The 18,384-nt window shown below is 39.7% G+C and carries 21 protein-coding genes; all 21 read right to left on the reverse strand.

Features of this window, described 5'->3' with window-relative positions; all coding sequences use genetic code 11:
- Positions 1 to 50: 50 nt before the first annotated feature.
- The 21 genes from UB51_RS12490 to flgG are packed head-to-tail and all read right to left on the reverse strand — an operon-like array spanning position 51 to position 18,371.
- Positions 51 to 839 carry a FliA/WhiG family RNA polymerase sigma factor gene (locus UB51_RS12490; protein WP_044877568.1) on the reverse strand — a complete coding sequence of 263 codons (789 nt, stop codon included), beginning with the start codon at positions 837 to 839 and terminating at the stop codon, positions 51 to 53.
- 15 nt (positions 840 to 854) lie between these two features.
- Positions 855 to 1,271: a hypothetical protein gene (locus tag UB51_RS12495; protein WP_044877569.1), complete on the reverse strand. Its 417-nt coding sequence runs from the start codon at positions 1,269 to 1,271 to the stop codon at positions 855 to 857.
- A gap of 2 nt (positions 1,272 to 1,273) precedes the next feature.
- Complete coding sequence (locus UB51_RS12500) at positions 1,274 to 1,768, reverse strand: chemotaxis protein CheD (RefSeq protein WP_044877570.1); 495 nt, start codon at positions 1,766 to 1,768, stop codon at positions 1,274 to 1,276.
- Positions 1,761 to 2,387 carry a chemotaxis protein CheC gene (locus tag UB51_RS12505; protein WP_044877571.1) on the reverse strand — a complete coding sequence of 209 codons (627 nt, stop codon included), beginning with the start codon at positions 2,385 to 2,387 and terminating at the stop codon, positions 1,761 to 1,763. The genes UB51_RS12500 and UB51_RS12505 overlap by 8 nt, the downstream gene beginning before the upstream one ends.
- A gap of 4 nt (positions 2,388 to 2,391) precedes the next feature.
- Positions 2,392 to 2,853, reverse strand: coding sequence for a chemotaxis protein CheW (locus UB51_RS12510; protein WP_044877572.1), 462 nt, complete (start codon positions 2,851 to 2,853; stop codon positions 2,392 to 2,394).
- Between the two features lie 45 nt (positions 2,854 to 2,898).
- The gene (locus UB51_RS12515) at positions 2,899 to 4,962 is read right to left on the reverse strand and encodes a chemotaxis protein CheA (protein WP_044877573.1); all 2,064 of its coding nucleotides are present in this window, start codon (positions 4,960 to 4,962) and stop codon (positions 2,899 to 2,901) included.
- 34 nt (positions 4,963 to 4,996) lie between these two features.
- Positions 4,997 to 6,280 (reverse strand): protein-glutamate methylesterase/protein-glutamine glutaminase, encoded by a 1,284-nt coding sequence (locus UB51_RS12520; RefSeq protein ID WP_044877574.1) that lies wholly within the window; start codon positions 6,278 to 6,280, stop codon positions 4,997 to 4,999.
- A 36-nt stretch (positions 6,281 to 6,316) separates the two neighbouring features.
- Positions 6,317 to 7,207: a MinD/ParA family protein gene (locus tag UB51_RS12525; protein WP_044877575.1), complete on the reverse strand. Its 891-nt coding sequence runs from the start codon at positions 7,205 to 7,207 to the stop codon at positions 6,317 to 6,319.
- The gene (gene flhF / locus UB51_RS12530) at positions 7,204 to 8,589 is read right to left on the reverse strand and encodes a flagellar biosynthesis GTPase FlhF (protein WP_044877576.1); all 1,386 of its coding nucleotides are present in this window, start codon (positions 8,587 to 8,589) and stop codon (positions 7,204 to 7,206) included. Before flhF ends, UB51_RS12525 begins: the two co-directional genes overlap by 4 nt.
- Positions 8,586 to 10,619 carry a flagellar biosynthesis protein FlhA gene (flhA, locus tag UB51_RS12535; RefSeq protein WP_044877577.1) on the reverse strand — a complete coding sequence of 678 codons (2,034 nt, stop codon included), beginning with the start codon at positions 10,617 to 10,619 and terminating at the stop codon, positions 8,586 to 8,588. Before flhA ends, flhF begins: the two co-directional genes overlap by 4 nt.
- A 26-nt stretch (positions 10,620 to 10,645) precedes the next feature.
- Positions 10,646 to 11,758, reverse strand: a complete 1,113-nt coding sequence (flhB, locus tag UB51_RS12540; RefSeq protein WP_044877578.1) for a flagellar biosynthesis protein FlhB — start codon at positions 11,756 to 11,758, stop codon at positions 10,646 to 10,648.
- Positions 11,755 to 12,543 (reverse strand): flagellar biosynthetic protein FliR, encoded by a 789-nt coding sequence (gene fliR, locus UB51_RS12545; protein ID WP_044877579.1) that lies wholly within the window; start codon positions 12,541 to 12,543, stop codon positions 11,755 to 11,757. The genes flhB and fliR overlap by 4 nt, the downstream gene beginning before the upstream one ends.
- Positions 12,544 to 12,554: 11 nt before the next feature.
- A complete protein-coding gene (gene fliQ / locus UB51_RS12550; RefSeq protein ID WP_044877580.1) occupies positions 12,555 to 12,824 on the reverse strand; it encodes a flagellar biosynthesis protein FliQ in 270 nt (89 codons plus the stop codon).
- A 30-nt stretch (positions 12,825 to 12,854) separates the two neighbouring features.
- Positions 12,855 to 13,604: a flagellar type III secretion system pore protein FliP gene (gene fliP / locus UB51_RS12555; RefSeq protein WP_044877581.1), complete on the reverse strand. Its 750-nt coding sequence runs from the start codon at positions 13,602 to 13,604 to the stop codon at positions 12,855 to 12,857.
- The gene (locus tag UB51_RS12560; RefSeq protein WP_044877582.1) at positions 13,601 to 14,137 is read right to left on the reverse strand and encodes a flagellar biosynthetic protein FliO; all 537 of its coding nucleotides are present in this window, start codon (positions 14,135 to 14,137) and stop codon (positions 13,601 to 13,603) included. Before UB51_RS12560 ends, fliP begins: the two co-directional genes overlap by 4 nt.
- Positions 14,138 to 14,146: 9 nt before the next feature.
- Complete coding sequence (locus UB51_RS12565) at positions 14,147 to 14,512, reverse strand: response regulator (RefSeq protein WP_044877583.1); 366 nt, start codon at positions 14,510 to 14,512, stop codon at positions 14,147 to 14,149.
- A gap of 27 nt (positions 14,513 to 14,539) precedes the next feature.
- Positions 14,540 to 15,784 (reverse strand): flagellar motor switch phosphatase FliY, encoded by a 1,245-nt coding sequence (gene fliY, locus UB51_RS12570; RefSeq protein ID WP_044877584.1) that lies wholly within the window; start codon positions 15,782 to 15,784, stop codon positions 14,540 to 14,542.
- Positions 15,774 to 16,772, reverse strand: a complete 999-nt coding sequence (gene fliM / locus UB51_RS12575; protein WP_044877585.1) for a flagellar motor switch protein FliM — start codon at positions 16,770 to 16,772, stop codon at positions 15,774 to 15,776. Before fliM ends, fliY begins: the two co-directional genes overlap by 11 nt.
- 35 nt (positions 16,773 to 16,807) lie before the next feature.
- Entirely contained in the window at positions 16,808 to 17,275 is a 468-nt protein-coding gene (locus UB51_RS12580) for a flagellar basal body-associated FliL family protein (protein ID WP_044877586.1), read from the reverse strand.
- The gene (locus tag UB51_RS12585) at positions 17,272 to 17,496 is read right to left on the reverse strand and encodes a flagellar FlbD family protein (RefSeq protein WP_044877587.1); all 225 of its coding nucleotides are present in this window, start codon (positions 17,494 to 17,496) and stop codon (positions 17,272 to 17,274) included. Before UB51_RS12585 ends, UB51_RS12580 begins: the two co-directional genes overlap by 4 nt.
- Positions 17,497 to 17,552: 56 nt before the next feature.
- Positions 17,553 to 18,371, reverse strand: coding sequence for a flagellar basal body rod protein FlgG (gene flgG, locus UB51_RS12590; protein ID WP_044877588.1), 819 nt, complete (start codon positions 18,369 to 18,371; stop codon positions 17,553 to 17,555).
- Positions 18,372 to 18,384: the final 13 nt, after the last annotated feature.

An 18,384-nucleotide genomic window follows, 5' to 3' on the forward strand; every position in this document is an offset into this window, starting at 1 on the left:
CCTCTTTTCACGGTACCCACATACGGAACATTTTCACTAAGTAACCTGCTTTAATCCGTTTGCAACAATAGATCCTTATTCTTCTCCAATGTTCCTCTTAATCTCAAAATAGCCTTAGAGTGAAGCTGTGAGATTCGAGACGGAGAAAGTGACATGACCTCTGCAATTTCACTTAGTGATAGATCTTCATAATATAAAAGTGATACAACAATGCGTTCCTTTTCAGTCAACTTTTCAATGCCCTTTACTAGACATTCCTGCATATAGAACTCATTAATCTTATAATCTGGGTTTTTGGCCTTATCATCTATTAACATGCTCAAGCGAGTCTCGGATTCTTCTTCACGGATCGGGTCTTCTAAGGAACATAAAGTCATAACCGCAACTTCCTGTAGCATTTGCTGATATTCCTTTTCAGAGATTTCTAAATATTGACTCATTTCAGAATCACTGACAGAGCGTAAATATTTTTGCTCAAGTTGCTGGTATGCCTCTTCTATTTTTTTGGACTTCTCTCGCACTGAACGAGGAACCCAGTCACCTTGCCGTAATGAGTCTAGGATAGCCCCTCTAACACGCCATGAGCCGTAGGTTTCAAATTGAAGCCCACGTTTATAGTCAAATTTATCAATAGCATCGATCAAGCCCATAACTCCATTGCTCGACAAATCATCCTTCGATACATTTTTAGGAAGCCCAATAGCCAAACGACTAGAAACATAATCCACAATGTGAAGATAGTTCTCAATGAGCTTCTTTTTCGCTTCTGTATTTCCATGTTCTTTCCATTCTTGCCAGAGTTCGATATGATTCAGTAGAGTTACCTTCTGCTCGTTCAATAGCTTTCGCCCTCCTTATTTTTCTGTCAGGTGACGAACGGCCTTGACCAATTGTTCAGTATCTTGGGTAGAAACCAACTTAGGTGGGCTTAGAGGTTCGAATCCATTGTTGTCTTGATCTCTTACTTCAGATGTTGACTTCAAAGAATCATTTCCCCCTTCACTGTCAGCGGGTAGTGTCAAGTCAAACCGTGTTCCGCGCTCTTCCTGCGGTTCTAGTGAATCACCATCATGCCATGTATCTTTAGAAGAACCAGAGCTTATAACACCTAATACCCATCTTCCCGCACATGCAAGAACAAACCATATAACGAATGCAATTAAAGCTCTAGTAAGACTCGTCATCCAAAGATTATTTACTACTGAAGATAGTAAAGTAACAATAAAACCAAGAACACCTATAAGTAGACTAAACCATATATTTCTATTCATCGCTACAATTCCTTTGCACCCATTTGTACACTTCTTATGAATAGTACTCCTGTACTACATTCCAATTCTATCGTACGACCATAGTTCCCACCGGAATCTTCTGCTAAGAGCGGAATACCTAGTTCCAGCAACTTAGCTTTACACGATTCAGTATTTCTTGGGCCAATTCTCATGGTGTCGTTCTTCCCACCAAAAGCAAACATTTGCGATCCACCAGCCATCTTGGCCACTAAACGTGATCTTGAGGCTCCCATTGCCAACAATCTAGCTAACAATTCGGGTATGGCAGTATCCGCATATTTAGCGATATTAAGTTGTCCTTCACGGGCAATATCAGAAGTTGGAAGCATTACATGCGCCATTCCTGCAATTTTAAGTGAAGGTTCATAGAGGGTGACACCTACACAAGATCCTAGACCAGTAGTACGAATCAGGCCAGATTCACTAATAACATTTAAATCTGCCATTCCTACTTTCACAATTTTTTGCTCAATCATTCTCGAGAGGCACTCCTAGAGATTCGAATATTTTTGCGAACGATGCAGGATCTGGAATTAGAAAGAACTGTCCCTCTATTTCCTGAGTTCCTTCTAAAAATTTAGTATCAATCAGTAATGCATCATCTCCCATCTCGCCATATTGCAGGAGACCATAGCTTAAAATAGCCCCTGCCATATCGATCGCTAAGGAAGGTACCGTTGGAGACATAGACAACTTCGTGAAATCAGCAAGTGAGGACAGATACGAACCTGCAAGTATGTTGCCTATTTCGTTCAGAGCTGATATTTCCATTTCATTAAATGAATCATTTTGACCGATATCGATGCCTTTGAGACGTCTCAAAAGATTTTTAGCTGCTTCCGGGTTTAAGATGAAAAACAAGTTTCCTGGAGCCTCTCCTTCAACTCTCAAGAATATAGCAACAACAATTTGCTCTGCTCCACCTACGATATCTGCTACTTGTTCAAAAGGTAGGATTTCCACTTTGGGAACGCCCATATCAATTGGTTTATCAAGCAATCGAGAGAGAGCCGTAGCAGCGTTTCCTGCTCCTATGTTACCAACTTCCTTCAGCACATCCATTTTGAATTCCTTAAAATACCTAAAGGCATCCATAAGCTTATCCCTCTATACTTTCAAGTTGAATAATCTCATTCTTATTGAGCACTTCAACTAGATCTAACATAATTAAAAGCCGCTCATCGCTGATCTTAGCTACACCTTGTAAGTATTTGGCCTTGATGCCTCCCACTACTTCTGGCGGCGACTCAATTTGCCCAATGTTCAAATCAATAACATCATTAGCTGAATCGACAATGAAGCCTACTTCCATATCATTAACGACAACAATAATGATCCTTGTATTCTCTGTATATTCTACTTCCGGAAGGGCAAATCGTCCTCGTAAATCAATAATAGGTATTACTATTCCCCGCAGATTCACAACACCTTTGACAAAAGTATATGTTTTAGGCACACGGGTTACAGGCATCATACGTTCAATCGTCTGAACTTTATCTACTTCAATACCGTATTCTTCTTCTCCTAATTTAAACACGATAACTTTAATATCTTCTTCCATGTCAAAAACCTCCTAATTGATTGCAACTCTATGTCGATTCCATTATTACTTGATAAATGCATTCGGATCGAGAATCAAAGCAACCTGTCCATCTCCAAGAATAGTAGCACCCGAAAAACCCTGTATTTGCGGTAAATACGCACCCAATGACTTTAAGACAATTTCACTTTGCCCAATAAATTCATCAATTGCCAGCGCAGCAAGTCGTTCTCCTTTGCGGATAACAATAATTTCAGTCTCTTGTTCCTGTGACTCATCAAAATCAGGTATGTCAAACAGACGACTTAAGGATATAAGAGGAATGTGAGAACCTCGGAATTCTATCATTTTGTTACCATGAACCGTCCGAACTTGATTGTTCTGAAGAATCGCAGTCTCAACGATAGACGCCAATGGGATTGCATACTTTTCAGATCCGATTTTAACTAGCATTGCAGCAATGATAGATAGAGTTAAAGGTAACTGAACAGAGAAATTAGTTCCTTTACCTGGTGTTGAAATAATCGTTACATGTCCACCAAGTGATGTAATTTTTGCCTTTACTACATCCAGCCCTACACCACGTCCTGAAACGTCTGAAATCTTCTCAGCCGTACTAAATCCTGGGGCGAATAGCAGTTGAAATACTTCTTCATCAGACATGTTCGCAGCCTGCGCCTCAGTCACAACTCCCTTTTTGAAAGCTGATTTAAGCACGTTCTCTCGATAGATCCCACGTCCATCTTCTTCAATTTCTATGAACACATGGTTACCACTATGAAAAGCACGTAGATTGACGACTCCAACTTCTGGTTTACCTGCGGCCAATCGATCTGCAACAGGTTCAATTCCATGGTCCACTGCATTACGAATTAAGTGAACTAGTGGATCCCCAATCTCATCAATTACAGTACGATCAAGCTCTGTATCTGCTCCTGTGATTACTAAATCGATCTTTTTATCTAATGATTTCGCTAAATCACGTACCATGCGTGGGAATCGGTTAAAGACAGTATCTACAGGAACCATTCGAAGCTTCAGGACGATATTTTGCAAATCAGAGCTGACGCGGCTCATATGCTCTACAGTTTCAGTTAATGCTGTATTGCGTGCCTCACTTGCTAACTGTTCCAAACGAACACGGTCAATCAATAATTCGCTAAATAAATTCATGAGCACATCCAAGCGCTCAATATCAACACGAATTGTTCGAGATGGTGTACCAACATTTACTTTACCAGGTTCTTTAGGAGCAGCTGACTTTACATCTGGTGTAGGTGTAGGCATAGGTTTAGGATCTACGGAGACTACTTCAGAAGTTACGGCTACCTCAGCTATACCAGCAGCCATCTCACTCATAAGCTTCAATGACTCTTGATCCATTTCGATTACTTTCACTTTATCCATTTCAGATAAATTCAGTATCCTCTGTCTTAATTCTTCAGGATCCTCTTGTGTTATGTAATAAAGTGAAATGCCTTGTTCAAATTCTCCTTGCTCAATATCTTGAACAGAAGGATTCGACTTTATAATCTCACCTGATCTTTCTAATAGATCAAAAGCCATGTACGCACGTACGGCTTTTAACTGACAATCTTCACGAATGAAAATTTCAATGTAGAGAACACGATGGCCTTCTGCAATAGATTGATCAAGTACAGAATACTGAAATTCATCCAATTGGATATCGTTATTAGCCGTGGCACTAGCTTCAGACTCGCTGGTAGAAGTCACATTAGTAGATAAATTTTCTCCTCGTACAATAGCTTGCAGTGAGGTTACGATAGCAGATACATCTGCTTTACCACTGCCACCATCCGTAATGTCCTGAACCATAGATTCCAGAGCATCCAAACTTTTGAAGAGTGTATCAAATATAAAATCCTGCATTGCTAGCTTCTCGTTGCGTACCAAATCCAGAACATTCTCCATTTGATGGGTCAGTGAGGCAAGATCCTCGTACCCCATAGTTGCTGCCATTCCCTTAAGTGTATGTGCTGATCTAAAAATGACTTGGACAATACTCAGGTCACTTGGGCTAGCTTCTAATTCAAGCATTTTTTCGTTGAGAGATTGCAGATGATCATTCGATTCATCTATAAACATGGATAGGTATTGGTTCATATCCATTAGGGATACACCTCCTTCATAAGTTCACGAAATGTTATTTCAGCATTCGCACAATTTTGTTTGGAATTTCCTTCAGAGGTAAAATATGAGTCACACACTTTAATTCTACTGCAGAACGAGGCATTCCATATACAATGCATGTTTCTTCACTTTCTGCATATGTGTCTATCACACCCGAATCATAGAGTTTCTTCATAGTTCTAGCCCCATCACTTCCCATTCCTGTCAACAGAACAACATGACGCTCAATGTTATGAAGTGGTAGCAATGACTCAAACATCGTATCAACAGACGGTCTATGTCCATTACGTGCCTCTTCACCTGATATTGAAATCTTACATACTCCACTAGATGATCGTCTAACCGTCATATGGAATCCACCTGGGGCAATGTAAGCATATCCTTTTTGTAGAATCATTCCGTGCTCAGCCTCAACCACTTCAATTGCACTAAAAGAGTTAAGTCGCTGAGCTAAAGACTTCGTAAATTTAGGAGGCATGTGCTGCACAATAATTATGGGTGCGGGTATGTCCTCAGGAATTCGTTCCAACAGTTCCTTTAACGCTCTTGGGCCTCCAGTAGAACAACCAATCGCTATTAAATGTTGCCAAGAACCTTCTTCTTGTTTTGCACTAGGTGTAACTTTTATCAGTTCCGGCAATGGTGCAACTACTCTTTTAATGACTTGTTCTGGTTTGACAGGCTTAGTCATCTTCTTCACAGGTTCGTTCAACCTATTATGCTTTGGCTTGGGTACTTCTATTTGGGGTATTTTTCGCGTAGGAGCCTTAACTTCGGGCGTCTTTTCACTTCTAGCTATAAATACCACAGGTTCAGAATTCGTTCTGAAGGTTGTCTTCTCGACTACTTCATTCTTCTTTCTTACTTCTTCTACTCTCCAAGCCGTTCTTCTTTGTTTTGCTTGCATTGCGCTATGCATTTTCTCAAGCAGTATTTCCTTTACCTGAATAATGTCCTGCGAATTACTTGCCGAAGGCTTACGAATGAAATCGAAAGCTCCTGACTCTAACGCCAAGATGGTCTCTCTCATCCCAGATTCATTAATCCCAGACAACATGATCACTGGGATTGGATAGACATCCATCACAGCCCTCAAGGCTTCCAGTCCATTCATTTCAGGCATTTCAACATCCATAGTGACAATATCCGGTTTGAGCTCCGTAATTTTTTGGATTGCTTCACAGCCGTTCACTGCCGTACCTACGACTTGAAATACAGAATCTGTCTCAATTAAATCCGTTATAATTTTGCGCATGAATGCAGAATCATCCACGACTACGACTTTATAAGAATCCATCGCATTTTCACCTCTATCCTTTTTACAGAAGAATCATTAAGTTCGTTGTAGCCACTTTTGCATAAATCCTTTGATTCCTGTCAAGGTGTTCGGTTGTATGGAATTAGGGACTACCATATAACGCCTAGCAAGACGCTGAATATCCCTTGTTGCAGTACAATTAGGAAAGGCAATAGAAAATGGAACTTGTTTTTTTACAGATTGCACCACCCGAGCATCCTCGCTAATATAACCAAGCATTGAAATTTCTAAATCTAAAAATTGCTTCGCAGCTAACATAATCTTGTTACCTGTACGCAAAGCTTCTTTTTCATCTCCAGCCCGGTTAATAATTAACTGGAAGGGTACCTGATCATCTATCCCTCTTATGACTTTGATTAAAGCATAAGCATCGGTGATCGATGTAGGTTCCGGTGTTGTTACAACAAGGCATTCATCAGCAGAAGTTATAAACTGTATATTTTCTTTTGATAATCCTGCTCCTGTATCAAAAAGGATATAATCCATTTCATTTGCCATAAGCTCAATCTGTGAACTGAAGTACTGAAGATCAACATCCGAAAGTGAAATAAGATCAGCCATTCCAGATCCTCCAGAAATGTAGGACAATGCGTTAGGGCCTTTTCCAATGATCTCTTGTATACTTTTTTCACGACTTAGTAGATGATATAGGTTGTACTTCGATGATGTACCCATGAGTACATCAATGTTGGCCATACCAATATCAGCATCAAAGATTAGTACTTTTTTACCGAGAGTCTGTAAAGCTAGCGCGAAGTTTAACGTAAAGTTAGACTTACCTACACCCCCTTTACCACTCGATACGGTAATAAATTTAGCTAACCTTGGGCCCTGCATTTCTCTTGATGACTTGGTATTCTCTCTAATAGAAACTAACTTCCTTAAGGAATGAGCTTGATCACTCATAACCCATCTTCTCCTAGCAACAGTTCACATAGTAAATTCTCATCTAACAGCATCAGATCATCTGGAACATTCTGTCCATTGGTTAGATATGAAAGGTGAAGAGGATAATGATGTAATAGATTCAGAATAGAACCATAACTCGAGGTCTCATCCTGCTTCGTAAAGATAATCTTATCCAATCCATACTTGCTAAAATGCTCAGTTATTTGGATCATGTCTTGACTCTTAGAGGTTAAACTAAGAACCAAATAAGTTTCACTATTTCCAACTGGAGATAATAAGCTTTGAAGTTCTGAGACTAACATTTCATTACGATAGTTTCGCCCCGCAGTATCCATCAATATGAGATCACAATAATCAAGACGCTGCATAGCACGTTGCATATCACCTGGGGATTGCACAACTTCCAGCGGCACATTAAGAATAGATGCATATGTTCTCAATTGCTCTACTGCCGAAATTCGATACGTATCCGAAGTAATGAATCCTACCTTTCGCTGGTACCGAAACAACTGTTCTGCTGCCAGCTTAGCAATGGTTGTCGTTTTACCTACTCCTGTTGGACCCGCAATATATACAATCTTTGTATCTTGCTCAATCCCTCCACCTAAATGATCAGAGAGGAAGGAAGTAAGTTTATCACGTATATATTGCTTGATCTGCTGTTCGTCCATTAATTTACCGCTCTGTTCCCACTTCTCCATAGCCTCTTCCAGCCATTTATCTCTAAGTTCTGGGTCTACTTCTTGTTGGATCAGTTGATCTTCCAAGCTTTGTAGAGGTGCTGGAAGTTGCAGATTCAGTGTCGATTGTCGAGACATTTTGGCCATCCACAGCTTCATCTCCCTAATCTCCTGAAGCAGCTGATCTTCCCCAACAAGTGTCTTATGTGAAGTCTCAGGCTGTTTCTGCAAAGCCTCGATAGGATGTTGAGGCATTTCCGGCACATCTGCAATAGCGATAGCAGCTGCGACGCTCTTTGCTGTTGTGAAATCAACATTATCCTCTTTAGTAACTGGAGCTGGATCACCTTTCATGCCTGCATTAAGCGTATCCGTGGTTCTTCGATAAGCTTCGGGAACAGCTCTCCTCGGAACAGTTAGAGAAGGAACGGTACTAGTTGTAACAGCCATCTCAGAATGAGCGTGATTGGGCACATTCTGTTTAACCGGTCTCGGAAGTTTGGCTGAGTTATTGGGATTAGTCTGTCCTTCATTCTCGACTGCAGCCATGACTTCAATCCTTTTCTTCCGGAACATTCCTAAGAAGCCACCCACTTTGATCTCCTTAGTACTCAGCATGACTGCGTTGCTTCCTAGATCGTTTCGGATCTGAAGCATAGCTTCCGGCATATTATCGACTACGTACCGTTTCACTCTCATAAATTCACCACTCCGACGCTTTGAATTTCAACATTAGGTTCCAGTTCGCTATAAGATAGCACCGGAATGTCCTGCATAGTTCTCTCAATGACTTGCCGTAGATACATACGAATGGTTGGCGAAGTTAGAAAGATAGGCTGTTGTCCTGACTGTAATAAGCGATTAATCTGTTCATTAAGCTTTTGATACACCGTCTGTGTTGAAACAGGGTCCATAGCAAGATAACTTCCCTGTTCTGACTGTTGCACACTTTCAGCAATTTTCTTCTCAAGTGTAGGTCCTACAGTTATGACCTTCAAAGTCTCTCCCTCTTGAGAATACTGCTGGGTAATTTGTCTTGAGAGAGCCTGTCTTACATATTCCGTCAGAACATCAGGGTCTTTTGAATAATTACCATAGTCAGCTAATGTTTCAAAAATAGTTACTAAATCACGCACAGATATCTTTTCTCGAAGTAACTTCGCAAGCACTTTCTGTACATCACCCACGGATAGAACCGATGGAATGAGTTCATCCACAAGCACAGGATAACTGTCTCTTAAATTGTCGATCAGTGTCTTTGTCTCTTGACGACCAATTAATTCGTGTGCATGTTTCTTAATCAACTCGGTTAGATGTGTTGCAACTACCGAGGGTGAGTCCACGACAGTATACCCGGATAATTCCGCACGTTCTTTCGTGGATTCATCAATCCATAAGGCAGGAAGCCCAAAAGCAGGTTCCAATGTCTCAATACCTGATATCGATTCATCTTCATACCCAGGACTCATTGCTAAATAGTGATTTAGTAATAATTCACCACCGCCTACGGCATTTCCTTTAATTTTTATGACATATTCGTTCGGTTTTAGTTGAATATTGTCGCGAATTCGGATAACAGGCACTACAAGTCCTAATTCAAGTGCACACTGCCTACGTATCATAATAATTCTATCTAGTAAATCTCCACCTTGTTGCGTGTCGGCCAGAGGAATTAAACCATAGCCAAATTCAAATTCAATGGGATCTACTTGCAATAAATTGATAACACTTTCTGGACTTCGGACCTCTTCGATTTGCTGCTCCTCCTCCATTTGCACTTCAGCCATTTGTTTTTTCTCCAAGTTCTTCTGCATCTTCCAAGCAGCATAAGCCAAGAGGAGGGCTAACGGTAATGTAGAAATTACATGAATGGGTGTAAAGAATCCCAGAAATGCAATCGTAACAGCAACAATATAAATCAACTTAGGATAAGAGAATAATTGTCCTGTTAAATCATCTGCTAAATTCCCTTCCGAAGAAGCTCTAGTTACAATCAATCCTGCAGCGGTAGATATTAATAGCGCTGGGATCTGACTTACTAATCCATCACCGATCGTTAGGATAGAATAGGTCGAAAGTGCCTCTGAAAAGGGCATACCATGAATGGTCATTCCAATAATGAAGCCACCAACCAAGTTAATTATCAAAATAATGATACTTGCTATAGCGTCCCCTTTAACGAATTTACTGGCACCATCCATAGCACCGTAGAAATCCGCCTCACGTTCCACTTTACTACGACGATCTCTTGCTTGCTTCTCATTGATCAATCCTGCGTTCAAATCAGCGTCGATACTCATTTGCTTACCAGGCATTGCATCCAAAGTAAAGCGTGCTGCAACTTCCGCCACACGCTCAGAACCTTTAGTAATTACAATAAACTGCACTACCACTAGAATTAGAAATACTACAAAACCAATTGCAATTTGGCCACCTGCTATCCAACTACCGAACGTAGCAACTACCGTTCCCGCATCACCATTTGAAAGGATTAGCTTTGTTGTCGAGATATTCAACGATAAACGGAATAACGTAGTAATGAGGAGAAGCGATGGGAAAATAGAAAACTGCAAGGCTTCTGTAGTATTCATGGATACAAGTAAAATCATAAGTGCAATAGAGATGTTAACAACCAACAATACATCGAGCAACCATGACGGGATCGGAAGAATCATCATTAATACGATACCGATGACTCCTACCAGCACTGTAATATCTTTTATTTTCAAGGCTTCCTTCGCCTCCGATCCCACAATTATTTGGCTTTACCTTTAAGTTTATATACATAAGCCAGTACTTCGGCTACTGCTTGAAACAAATCAGCAGGAATGGAGTCTCCGATTTCCGCCCTTTGAAACAACGCTCGAGCCAACGGCTTGTTTTCCATAGTCATAACGCCATGCTCTTTAGCAATTTCCCGGATGCGTAAAGCCATATAGTCCTGACCCTTCGCTATAATAATTGGAGCCTCCATTTGTGTTCCATCATATTGCAATGCGATTGCAAAGTGAGTAGGATTGGTAATAATAACGTCTGCTTTAGGGACTTCCTGCATCATACGCTGCATGGCCATCCTTCGTTGGCGTTCCCGTATTTTACCTTTTATGAGAGGGTCTCCTTCCATCTTCTTATACTCATCCTTAATATCTTGTTTAGACATTCGAATGCCCTTTTCATATTCATAACGCTGATAAATGTAATCGAACACTGCAAGTATGAATAAAGCAGATGCAATTTTAAGTCCAAGTGTAAGTGTTAAACCTGCAGTAAATGACAAGATCGATTCAACATTAATTTCGGCAAGTGAAGCAATATTTGACATTTGTCCCGATAATGTACTGTATACCAGATAACCTATGATCAGTATTTTGAAAATTGATTTCGCGAATTCCACCAATGATCGAATAGAGAAAATATTTTTAAAGCCCTTAATTGGATTGATTTTACTGAATTTTATTTTGAGTGAGTCACCCGTTAACATAAATCCTACTTGAACCAAATTTACGATCAACGCCATAACGATAACTATGATAAAAACAGGTGCCAGGATAAGTAGAATTTGTATACTATACTGCGTCAATAGGTCCATTACATTTTCAATCGTAATGTCCATAGACATTCTATTCATGAACACATCTTTATATAGGTCAACAACTCGTTCTTTAATGTAGCCACTAAACACAAGGAGACTTAGAAAACATGTAAGAAGAATAACAGAGGTTGAGAGCTCTGCACTCTTTGCAACTTGACCCTTTTTACGCGTATCCTGACGTTTCTTAGGCGTTGCCTTTTCTGTCTTTTCTCCAGAGAATAATTGCAAATCTAACGGATACCTAGAAGTTATCCTTCGTTTCTCCACCTTACTCATGTCGGCCGACTCCCAATAACCCCTAACAGATTCTGCAAGGATTTAAACAATATTTCAAATAAATTACTGAATACATAAGTGAAACTAGGAACAAGTATTAGCAACATGGTCAAACCTAAAAATATTTTGAGTGGAACACCGATCACAAATATATTAAATTGTGGTGCTGTTTTAGCTAAAAATCCAAGTCCAACATCAGCCAAGAACATAGCTACTACAATCGGTGCTGACATCTGAAAGGCCAAAATAAAAGCTTCACTAAAAGTTCTAATTAAGAGCTCTGAAATATTTCCAGTAAAAAGCCTCAAATAAAAATCATTAGACAATGGAATCCATTCATAGCTATAAAAAATAGCATCTAACAAATAATGATGTCCATTCATACTCAAAAACAACAATACCGAAATCATATATTTAAAACTCCCAAGTATAGGAACTGACGCTCCTGTCATGGGATCCAGTACATTCGCAATACCGAATCCTACTTGAATATCAATAAATGAACCCGCTGTTTGTATAACAGTAAACATCAAGTAAGCGATAAACCCCAGTAATAGTCCTATTAACACTTCACTAAAGATGAGCAAGACATAGGTCATATCAGCAGGCACTTTTTGGTTTAAACCACTCGTAAGATATACCACCATACTAATGAAGAATGAGATACCAATTTTAAAAATATTCGGAACACCTTTAGAAGAATAGATAGGTGCTACGACAAAAAAAGATGTAATTCGACAAAAAATAAGCAAAAAAGCAGGATAACTTTGCAATAATATTTCCATGGACATTCAGCCTAACCGATGTATTTATACAAATTATCTAGAATATTGAAAGTAAAATCTACCATCGTTGTTAGTATCCATGGACCAAATATGATAAGTGATACTAACACAGCAACGATTTTAGGTACAAAGGCTAGAGTTTGTTCTTGAATTTGAGTTGTAGCTTGAAAAATACTAATAATCAAACCGACCACCAAACCCATTAACAACATCGGAGCACTTACCTTAAGTACAGTATAAACGGCCTGTCCAGCCAAACCTATGATGAAATCCGAACTCATGATCGACCTCCCCCATACCTGTATACGTTTCTATGTAAAGCTTTGTAGTAACGACTTGACGACTAAATACCATCCATCAACAAGGACAAATAACAGTATTTTGAATGGAAGAGAAATCATAACAGGCGGTAACATCATCATCCCCATGGCCATTAGGGTACTTGCAACCACAATATCAATCACTAAGAAAGGAATAAATATCATAAATCCCATTTGAAAAGCCGTTTTCAGCTCGCTTATAGCAAACGCCGGAACCATAACTGTTAATGAAATATCAGAATAATTGTCCGGCTTTTCTGCTTTGGTATACTTCATGAACAACAATAGATCCTTTTCCCTAGTATGAGAAAACATAAATTTTTTGATAGGATCGGTTGCTTTTGTTAAAGCTTCCGTTTGCGTAATGTCTCCTTTTAAATAGGGCTGAAGTGCTACATCATTCATAGTTGAAAACGTAGGTGCCATAACAAATAAGGTTAAAAATAATGCCAGTCCCACCAACACTTGGTTAGGAGGCATTTGTTGTGTTCCTAGTGCCGTTCTAACAAATCCAAGTACAATCACAATACGAGTGAAACTCGTCATTAGCATCAAGATTGCAGGTGCAATACTAATTACAGTGATAAGAAGTAATATAGATAAGGAACTTGTAGCTGGAGCTCCACTGGAATCCCCAATCGAAATATCAATGTTAGGTATAGGCTCAGCAAAAGCAGAAGTAGCTGATAATAAACTGATGAGCCCCAATAACAAATAGATTAACGCGACCTTTTTTTTCATGAATCCCTCAACCGATCTGTAGTATTGTCCTCCTGCATCATTTCTTCCATTTTTTCTTTGCGGTTTGACATACGACGCAGCTTGGAGTCAAATACTTCGTGAAAGGAAGTCCCTTCTTCAAGCTCTATTTCTTGTGACTGATCTTTTTTGCGGAACTTATCAACGATGCTCATGATGCCCGGAATCAACATATTCTGCTGTCGAGTTGATTCTTCTTCAAACGCTGATATTATGTAAGCAACTTCCTCAGGATCAGATATTTTGTCAACGAGGCGAATATCTTCGCCTACACCGACCAAATAAACACTTGTACCGATCTCAATAATTTGCAATGTTTTGTTTGCTCCGAGACCTACACCACCAAGGATTCGAACAGATCGGTTGTTAAACCAAGATCTGTTCTTCTTACCTAAGAAACGAATTAACAAAATAATAAGTGCCACAATAATTGCCAAAACAATAATAACGTAAAATATAGATAGAAAGGGACTTGTAGCACTAGGAAATCCAGCGGGCTTATCTAAACCACTCATTAGATATACCTACACTCCTAATGTTTTGTTAATAGCTTCTACAACACGGTCAGACTGAAAAGGCTTAACGATAAAATCTTTAGCACCTGCTTGAATAGCGTCGATTACCATAGCTTGTTGTCCCATTGCGGAACACATAATAACCTTGGCACTAGGATCTATTTTTTTAATTTCCTTTAGCGCTGCGATTCCGTCCATTTCAGGCATCGTAATGTCCATTGTAATCAAATCTGGACGGACTTCCTTAAATTTCTCAATAGCTTGAGCACCATCCTGTGCCTCTCCTACTACCTCAAAACCATTTTTAGTCAAAATATCGCGAATCATCATTCTCATAAATGCAGCATCATCAACAATTAAAATGCGGTTTGCCATTGGTTAAAAATCCTCCCTAACTATTGCTTATTGTATTTTTTGTATTCGGTCCCACTGGCTAACAATATCTATCACACGTACACCGAAATTCTCGTCGATAACAACCACTTCACCTTTAGCGATTAGCTTGTTGTTCACCAGAATATCAACTGGTTCACCCGCAAGCTTGTCCAATTCAACGATAGAACCTTGTGACAATTCTAGAATATCCTTAATTTGCTTATGGGTCCTACCTAATTCTACGGTGACTTTAAGAGGAATGTCCATCAATAAATTTAAATTATTCGGATCCACTTGAATTTGTGGATTATTTTGGAAATTAGAAAACTGTATAGGTTGCACATTAATGTTCCTATTAGGCATCCCACCAAAGTGTTGCGGAGGGGCTGCATATTGCATTTGTTGATTTGGATCATACCCACCCTGCATCGGCATGCCTGGATAAGGCATTTCAGGTTGCATTCCATATGCTGCTTGCGGTGGCATCGTATTAGATGGCGCCTGATGCATGTTTGGAGCATCCGTATTAACAGCTTGTGAAGGTGCTCCTAACGTCGCTGCAGCTTCAATAGGTACTTGTTCAGGCTCTTCTGTCCCATTAATCAATAAATTCACCATGTCTTTAGAGAATTTAACAGTTAAGAGTTGCATAATAGTGGAGTCTATTAAATCGCCAATCGTTAATCTGAAAGAAATTTTAACTAGATTTTCTTCAGATGGGAGACTATTAACTCCATCGCCACTAGACATATCCAGAATATTAATTCCCGGAGGAGAAATATTGACGAAACGATTAAAAATCGTAGACATTGAAGTTGCTGATGAACCCATCATTTGATTCATAGCTTCCTGTACAGCACTAACATGTATTTCATTTAACTCTTCGTCTTTGGGATCACCTTCGCCACCTAGCATCAAATCTGCAATGACTTGGGCATCTCTAGTCTTGATTACGAGAGAGTTAATCCCTTCGAATCCATCCACATAAGTTACATGAACAGCAACATGAGGTTTGGGGAACTCATCATTAAATTGTGATCGTGTAATCATGGATACTGTTGGTGTAGTGATGTCGACCTTCTTACCTAATAATGTTGAAAGAGCCGTTGCCGCACTTCCAAATGTAATATTACCAATTTCCCCTAGAGCATCTTGTTCAAGTGGAGTCAAATAATCATCGATATGAGACCCACCGCCACTTATGTCACTATCTTCAGATTGCCTTAACAGTGCATCGATTTCCTCTTGAGATAAATAATCTTTACTCGTCATGTTCTTCAACTCCTTCGGTGACAATCTCATCAATCTGTACAGCAACTCGATCTTTTAAAGTACCTGGACTGCCAATAAATTTTAGTCTATCTCCAACCTTGATCGACAGTCCAGAATGAACCGGCTTATTCAAACTGATGACATCTCCTGCACACAATCCCAAAAATTCTGATATGGATATTTTTGATTCACCAAGTTCTGCTACAATGTCCAAGTTGGCATTTCTTACACGTTGCTTCAAAGATTCAACTTCGAGAGGCTGACTGGTTTTCTTTTCTGATACGAACCACTGATGTGCTGATAATTTGGACATAATAGGTTCCAAGACTACATGGGGTATACAGAGGTTAATCATTCCTGTTGTATCACCTATTTTGGTACTTAGAGAAATCAATGCAATCGTTTCATTAGGCGATACGATTTGCATGAATTGTGGATTCGTCTCCATCGCTTCCATTCTGGGAGAGATGTCCAAAACAGTCTTCCACGCTTCCTGTAAACTTTCGAATGCTCTTCCAAATATACGTTCCATAATGGTCGTCTCTATTTCAGTCAGCGAATTGATCTTGGAAGGTGCATTCCCTAACCCCCCTAGCAACCGATCCAGCATAGCATATGCCACATTCGGATGGACTTCCATAACCATTCTACCTTTTAATGGCTCAGCCTCAAAGATATTAAGGATTGTCATCTTAGGGATAGAGCGAATGAACTCATCGTAGGGTAATTGTTCAACCTGCACAACACTTATTTGAACAAACGTTCTAAGTTGCGCTGAAAAGTAAGTTGTTAGGTACCGGGCGAAATTTTCATGGATTCGAGTTAAGCTACGAATATGATCTTTGGAAAAGCGTACAGCTCTCTTAAAATCATACGAGCGAACTTTCTTCTGAGTTTCTTCCTTTTTAAGCTCTTCCGCATCCATTTCCCCTGAAGAAAGTGCAGCGAGCAGGGCGTCAATCTCATTCTGTGATAATACATCAACCAATCATCTCACCCCCTTACATGATTGCAGTCAGTTAATTATAGTGTGGTTAGAATAAAGTTGGTGATATCAATTTGAGTCAATTTTCCTGTGGTCAAAGTTTTATTGATCAAATTGATCAATTTTGCGCTAAATTGATCTTTACCATTAGCCCCTTTAAGATCCTCTGGCTTTGTATCAGCAAGTGTTTTGAGGATAATTGGCTTGATTTTAATTTCTTTAATCTTGTCAAACTCTTCTTTTGACTTCGCTGTATCCAATTGGAACGCAAAATTCATCAATACGATATACTCAAGATCAACTAGATTAGTCTTAATATCGGTAATCTCCGATGTTACTTCTACAATTTCATCAGCTGACATATGTCTTGTATCTACTGATTGAACAGCAGCTGGGACATTATTCTTATCATTACCGAACACACCCGGCAGTAACAAGAATGCAGCTACTACAATAAGCGTTATGGCTAGCAAAATCGTGATTAGCCAGGGCAGCATCTTCTTCATGAGGTTTCCTCCGTTTGTTGCACTTTAATAGTAGCATTATTAACGCCAATTTCTAGGTTGTATTGTTTCACTAACAAGATGATATCGACAGCCTTCTCAAGAACAATTAATCTTTTACCTGTCACTAATGTGATGTACGTGTCAGGTGTTTCCTCTACGGTCTCAATAAGTAGAGCATTTAACCACATTTGAGTACCATTTAATCTAGTAACTGAAATCATAGTAAGCCTCCTCCTATGAATATTCGGGAGGAGAGATCCCTCCTCCCATCACCTCATTAACGTTTCAGGTTGACAACTTCTTGGAGGATTTCATCTGATGTAGTTATAATACGTGAATTTGCTTGGAAACCGCGTTGTGCAACGATCATTTCTGTAAATTCACCTGTTAATTCTACGTTAGACATTTCGAGCTGACCTGCAACGATAGCTCCTGATCCTGCTTCAGCGTTATTAGCAGCTACTGCCTCAAGTTCACCCTCTGGATTAGCATTCAGAGTCATTCGATACAGATTCCCTCCTATTTTCTCAAGACCCTCAGGGTTTACCACTATGCCAATCCCAATCTGAGCCCCCGGCTCTGTCGTTCCATCCGCCATCTTCTGATTGATGATACCGTCAGCACCAATAGTAAATGCTGTGACTTCTTCATCAATAGTAATAAATCCACCGTCAAGATCCGTAACAAACATTCCATCGGCAGTAACCAGATTTCGATTACCGTCTATTTTGAAGTTACCTGCACGCGTTAAGAAAGGAACCTCTTGATCTTCAGATAACTTCACCAAGAAGAATCCATCCCCATCAATCCGCAAATCCGTAGGGACATTGGTCGTCATTGCACTTCCCGCTAAATGTATCGTATCGATCGAGCCTATGGTTACACCCAGACCGATTTGTTTAGCGTTCATCCCCCCTGCTTCACCTTCTATGGGTGCAGTCACACCCGCCGTAGTCTGACTCATGATGTCTTTAAACATAACACGACTTGATTTAAATCCAGTCGTATTAACGTTCGCGATATTATTACCAATTACATCAAGCTTAGTTTGAAACCCGCGCATACCTGAAACGCCTGAATACATAGATCTTAACATTTATATTATTCCT

Origin of the sequence: Paenibacillus sp. IHBB 10380 (genome assembly GCF_000949425.1) — a bacterium.
Classification (GTDB): Bacteria; Bacillota; Bacilli; order Paenibacillales; family Paenibacillaceae; genus Paenibacillus_AQ.

Coding starts and splice junctions, on each gene's coding strand:
- fliP (WP_044877581.1), bottom strand. CDS start 13,604: ATGAAAAAAAAGGTCGCGTTAATCTATTTGTTATTGGGGCTCATCAGT.
- UB51_RS12510 (WP_044877572.1), bottom strand. CDS start 2,853: ATGGAAGAAGATATTAAAGTTATCGTGTTTAAATTAGGAGAAGAAGAA.
- UB51_RS12500 (WP_044877570.1), bottom strand. CDS start 1,768: ATGATTGAGCAAAAAATTGTGAAAGTAGGAATGGCAGATTTAAATGTT.
- UB51_RS12525 (WP_044877575.1), bottom strand. CDS start 7,207: ATGAGTGATCAAGCTCATTCCTTAAGGAAGTTAGTTTCTATTAGAGAG.
- flhB (WP_044877578.1), bottom strand. CDS start 11,758: ATGAGTAAGGTGGAGAAACGAAGGATAACTTCTAGGTATCCGTTAGAT.
- UB51_RS12565 (WP_044877583.1), bottom strand. CDS start 14,512: ATGGCAAACCGCATTTTAATTGTTGATGATGCTGCATTTATGAGAATG.
- UB51_RS12580 (WP_044877586.1), bottom strand. CDS start 17,275: ATGAAGAAGATGCTGCCCTGGCTAATCACGATTTTGCTAGCCATAACG.
- flgG (WP_044877588.1), bottom strand. CDS start 18,371: ATGTTAAGATCTATGTATTCAGGCGTTTCAGGTATGCGCGGGTTTCAA.
- flhF (WP_044877576.1), bottom strand. CDS start 8,589: ATGAGAGTGAAACGGTACGTAGTCGATAATATGCCGGAAGCTATGCTT.
- UB51_RS12585 (WP_044877587.1), bottom strand. CDS start 17,496: ATGATTTCAGTTACTAGATTAAATGGTACTCAAATGTGGTTAAATGCT.
- UB51_RS12505 (WP_044877571.1), bottom strand. CDS start 2,387: ATGGATGCCTTTAGGTATTTTAAGGAATTCAAAATGGATGTGCTGAAG.
- fliQ (WP_044877580.1), bottom strand. CDS start 12,824: ATGAGTTCGGATTTCATCATAGGTTTGGCTGGACAGGCCGTTTATACT.
- UB51_RS12560 (WP_044877582.1), bottom strand. CDS start 14,137: ATGAGTGGTTTAGATAAGCCCGCTGGATTTCCTAGTGCTACAAGTCCC.
- UB51_RS12520 (WP_044877574.1), bottom strand. CDS start 6,280: ATGGATTCTTATAAAGTCGTAGTCGTGGATGATTCTGCATTCATGCGC.
- UB51_RS12495 (WP_044877569.1), bottom strand. CDS start 1,271: ATGAATAGAAATATATGGTTTAGTCTACTTATAGGTGTTCTTGGTTTT.
- fliR (WP_044877579.1), bottom strand. CDS start 12,543: ATGGAAATATTATTGCAAAGTTATCCTGCTTTTTTGCTTATTTTTTGT.
- UB51_RS12515 (WP_044877573.1), bottom strand. CDS start 4,962: ATGGATATGAACCAATACCTATCCATGTTTATAGATGAATCGAATGAT.
- fliY (WP_044877584.1), bottom strand. CDS start 15,784: ATGACGAGTAAAGATTATTTATCTCAAGAGGAAATCGATGCACTGTTA.